Origin of the sequence: Collinsella sp. AM41-2BH (assembly GCF_003468085.1) — a bacterium.
Taxonomy (GTDB): Bacteria; Actinomycetota; Coriobacteriia; order Coriobacteriales; family Coriobacteriaceae; genus Collinsella.
Genome location: NZ_QSGH01000035.1, coordinates 1 through 4,797, shown reverse-complemented (window position 1 = coordinate 4,797; position 4,797 = coordinate 1). Strand labels below are relative to the sequence as shown.

Below are 4,797 nucleotides of genomic sequence, written 5' to 3'. Positions count from 1 at the left end.
CCGGAGAGCACTTAATGTGCTCTCCGTGCGAGCAGGACTGTAGAGCAGGAAACCTTGTATACGCCCGCCCGCTCCCGAGGGGCATCTCTCATGCAAAAACTTTTGTTGGGTAAAGTCCGAGGTCAATGGCGTTTTATACCGAGAAATTCAAAAATAGTTGAAAATTCATTACAAATTTGCGTTGACTTTAGGTAACTAAAGTTTCATACTCCTTTTTCAACCACTGGGGGATGTGAACACGCACGGATCGTTCGCATCATGATTGAAGAGGATTTCTCAGACATGTTCACGCATCAGCTAGACATTATCAGCGTAGTAATTATCTGATGCGGGTTAGCACATACAGCTAGCCCGTACGATAACGGGCGGCTGATGAAGATGAGGGCCGTCGAGCGCAACCGACGGCCCTCATTTTTTATGTCTGAGTAGTTCTTTTTAGAGGAGGAAATGTAATGAACGGAGTTTTGCTCATGGTTGTGGCCGCGGCGGTGCTCGCCTGCGGCTATCTGGGCTACGGCCGCTGGCTGGCCAACAAGTGGGGCGTTGACAAAGAGGCCCTCACGCCGGCCAAGCGCATGAAGGACGGCAAGAGCTTCTCGCCCGTCTCCGCCTTCACCGCGTTCTCACACCAGTTCAGTTCGATCTGCGGTGCCGGCCCTGTCACGGGTACGATCGTCGCCATGGCCTTTGGTTGGCTGCCCGTCGTGCTCTGGGTCCTCGTCGGCGGCATCTTCTTTGGCGCCGTCCACGACTTTGGTGCCCTGTACGCTTCGATGAAGAACAACGGCAAGTCGCTCGCTCAGCTCATCGAGAAGTACATCGGCAAGACCGGTCGTCGCCTGTTCCTGCTGTTCTGCTGGCTGTTCTGCATCATCGTCATCGCCGCTTTCACCGACATGGTCTGCAAGACGTTCATGTTCACCCCGGTCGTTGACGCTTCTGGTGCTGCTACCGGTGCCATCGACTTCACCAAGTCCTATGCCGCCGGCTGCGCTGGTACCATCTCCATCCTGTTCACCTTCGTCGCTATCGCCTTTGGTTGGGCCCAGAAGAAGTTCAACCTCACCGGTGCTACCGAGTTCGTCACCGGCGTGGTCCTCATGGTTCTCATGTTCGCCGTCGGTATGCAGTTCCCGGTCTACCTGGATAAGTTCCAGTGGTTCGCCGTCGTCATGGTCTACCTGGTCTTTGCTGGCGCCATGCCCATCCAGATGCTCAAGACCCCTCGCGACTACCTCACTTCCATCATGATGATCGTCATGATCGTTTGCGCTGTCCTCGGTATCGTCGTCCTGGGTGTTAACGGCCAGGCCACCATCACCGCTCCGGCCTTTACCGGCTTCTCCAGCGCTTCTGGCATGATGTTCCCGGTCCTGTTTGTTTCCGTTGCCTGCGGTGCCCTCTCCGGCTTCCACAGCCTCGTTTCTTCTGGTACCTCCTCCAAGCAGGTCGAGAAGGAGCAGGACGCCGTCAAGGTCGGTTATGGCGCCATGATCGTCGAGTCCTTCGTCGGCATCCTTGCCATCATCGTCGCCGGCATCATGTTCTCCGATATGAACACCGCCGGCACTGGTGCCCTCAACGCCGGCGTCGCTTCCACCCCGTTCCAGATCTTCGCCGCTGGCATCTCCCGCGGTATGCAGGCCTTCGGTGTTGACGGCACGCTCGCTACCGTCTTCATGACCATGAACGTCTCCGCTCTGGCCCTGACCTCGCTCGATGCCGTCGCCCGCATCGCCCGCACCTCGTTCTCCGAGTTCTTTGCCCAGACCAACGACGCCCTGGCCATCGAGTCCAAGGCCGGCTACATGAAGGTTCTCGGCAACCCCTGGTTCGCCACGGTCGTCACCCTGCTTCCCGGTCTCGCCCTCGCCTTTGGCGGCTATGCCAACATCTGGCCGCTCTTTGGTGCTTCCAACCAGCTGCTCGGCGGCATGACCATGATCACCCTCGCCGTGTTCTGCAAGTGCACCGGCCGCAAGGGCTGGATGCTCTACGTGCCCGTCGCCTTCCTGCTCTGCTGCACCTTCACCTCGCTGGTCCAGAGCGCCATGGGCTGCATGACCGCTGTCCAGGCTTACGGCTTCTTCGGCACCATCCCGGCTACCGCCACCACGGCCGCCGTCTCCGTCGCCGCCACCAAGGGCCTGCAGCTCGTTTTCGCCGTCCTGCTGATGGTCCTGGGCCTCATCGTTGCCGTCAACTGTCTCAAGGAGTTCTTCGGCAAGGAGGCCGGCTCCATGCCCGACGAGGAGCCCGAGTGGTCCGAGATGGGCAAGGCCGAGTACGGTCGCGCCGCTGCCGCTGAGGCTTCTGCCGACGCCGAGGCCGCTAAGGCGTAGTCGGTCGGACGGGTTGAATCTCCCATCTATTTGACTCGGAAAGACCGGGTCCGCAATCAAGCGGACCCGGTCTTTTTTCTTGTGATAACAGGTGGTGCAAGGGCGTTCTCGCAGATGTTTTGCGTGAATAAGGGCGCGCGTTGTACCATATAGACGTATATGTGTACATATGAAAGGGGCCCCGTGGCCAAGACGGTATATTCCGATAATCAAAACAATGTCGATGCTTTGGCTGAGCGCCTGAGCAGCAAGACGTCGCTTTCTGCCGAGCGCGCCAAGCTGGTTGCCTACGACCTGCTCTGCCGCAAGGCGCTCAAGATCAAGTCGAGCGCGCTGGCGCAGATTTTCCGTTCCGTCGATAAGGAATGCAACACCAAGGTGATGCGCGACGAACTCATCGCGGCAAAGATTGTTACCAAGATCGAGGGCAGCGGCATTAACGGGCGCCCGGCGTTCTATACCATCAATGCCGAGATCCGCGATGCCCAGGAGCAGCCTGCCGAGTCCGTCGAAGATTTTGTCGTCGAGGATTTCGCTGACGTGCCTGCTGTGGAAGAAGTTGCTCCGCGTGAGCATGTCGATACCGATGAGTTGCTCGATGAGAACGTCGTGCGTGCCTTTACGGCCAAGGCAGGACGCGGCGGTTTTGGCGGGGGCGGCAAGCGCGATGCACAGCGCCGCGCCCAGCAGGAGCGCTTCCGTCGCGCCGTTGCTCGAAAGGGCGAGACGGATGCCGAGGCTGTTGAGACCGAGGTTGCTGCCGAGTCGCAGAAGCCCACGAGGGATCAAAAGCCCGTGGAGGCCCAAGAGCCCAAGCGCCGTCGCGGTGCTCACTTTAAGGCTGCACAGCAGGATGCCGCGCGTGAGGTTGAAGAGTCTTCTGAGGTTGCAGACGATGTTGAGGAGTCTGCCAAGAAGGCTCCGGGTTCATGCCGTCCCGGACGTGGTTTTGCGGGACGTGCGTATCCCGTAAAGCGTCAGGAGAAGGGCGAGTCGGTTTCGACCACCCAGGACGAGAAGGCCGAACAAACCGAGAAAACCGTTGAGCCGGCGGCTCGCGAGCAGCAACCTTCCGAGTCGCAGCCTGCGGCTGACACTGAGGTCAAAGCTCAACAGACCGCTGATAAGCAGGCGGGGGAGAGCGCCTCAGGCAAGCCCCGCCGTCGTCGTCACCGCGGCGGTCGTGGCTCAAATGCCGAGGCCGCGGCCGAGAAGACAGCGACACAAAACGGAGATGAGAAGGCCGAGACTCCGGTGGATCAGGTCAAGCGCCAGCCGGCGAAGGAGGCCAAGTCCGATCGTCCGCAAAAGCGCTCGTCTGCGCCCAAGCAGGAACGTAATACCCGGGCAGATTCCAAGCGTAAGCCTCATGCACAGGCTGAGCCTGCCGCGGCTGATAGTGCTACCCAGCAGCCCGAGTCGGCCGTCCACGGCGAGGTATCGGCGTTTGCCCTTGCCCGCGTTTTGGGCAGGCAGCTGCTCAAAGTTGTCCCTACGCCTACGGCGCTCTCTAAGATCAAGGAACAGCAGACTCAAATTGTTAAGGTCGAGGGCAAGGACGGCAAAAAGGCGCCGCAGCGCACTCAGCACAACGAGATGTCCAACCGCAAGATTGCCGAGGAAATCGCAATCATCCAGGCTTGGATCGAGCAAAACCGAGGTGCCGATACGCCGGTTGCCTCGCGCCGCCAGCGTGCCTACCAGATTTTTAACGACGAGAAGGCTTTTGACGGCAAGCACGGTGAGCGCCTGATAAGGCGCATGACCGAAAAGGGCATCAGCATGCAGGCGATCAAGGTCGCCCCCAACCGCCCCGTGCACTTTACGGGTTTCTTTACGCTGGGCGCCGATAAGCCGTTCATTATGGTCGAGAACCTGGACACCTACGACGAGATCGTCAGGCTGCTGCGTGGCCGCAAGCACGCCAAGCTCTTTGGCATCAAGGTGGGCGGCGTGATTTTTGGCGGCGGATGCAAGGCGAGCGTCTCGCATGCCCTGGACGATTATCTGGCCGAGATCGGCTATCGCTTTAACTACGTCTACTACGTGGGCGATATCGACCGCGAGGGCGCGCGCATCGTCGAGCAGGCTCGCAATGCCAATGTGGTTGAGATTCGCCTGCATGCCGGTATGTACCGCGCCATGCTCGCCGAGCATAAGCGTCGCGTGAAGGCCGGCGGCGAGTGCGAGCGCGCGGCTGCCAACCAGGGCGTGCCGCAGAACTTGGCGGCGACGATCAAGGATCTGCCCATGGTCACGCGCGTGCAGTTCCGCAATGTGCTACGTGAAGGCGGGCGCATTCCGCAGGAGATTCTGATGACCGCCGACTATCGGGATGGCGACTCGGGAAGCTTCGACCGCATGCTGAACAACTAAATTCCGCCGGCCCCGGGAGAGCGGGGACACCGGCTTAGGTTTCCTGCTCTACAGTCCTGCTCACGACGGAGGCCACATT

General features: G+C 59.8%; 2 protein-coding genes. Both read left to right on the top strand.

Annotation, left to right across the window (positions count from 1 at the left end; genetic code table 11):
* Window positions 1-452: 452 nt before the first annotated feature.
* Window positions 453-2,342 (top strand): carbon starvation protein A, encoded by a 1,890-nt coding sequence (locus DW899_RS10255; protein WP_117801038.1) that lies wholly within the window; start codon window positions 453-455, stop codon window positions 2,340-2,342.
* Window positions 2,343-2,525: 183 nt separating this feature from the next.
* Window positions 2,526-4,718: a hypothetical protein gene (locus DW899_RS10250; protein WP_158566612.1), complete on the top strand. Its 2,193-nt coding sequence runs from the start codon at window positions 2,526-2,528 to the stop codon at window positions 4,716-4,718.
* The last annotated feature ends 79 nt before the right edge of the window (window positions 4,719-4,797 follow it).

Excerpts from the sequence above, each read along its gene's own strand:
- DW899_RS10255 (WP_117801038.1), top strand. The coding sequence starts at position 453 with ATGAACGGAGTTTTGCTCATGGTTGTGGCCGCGGCGGTGCTCGCCTGC.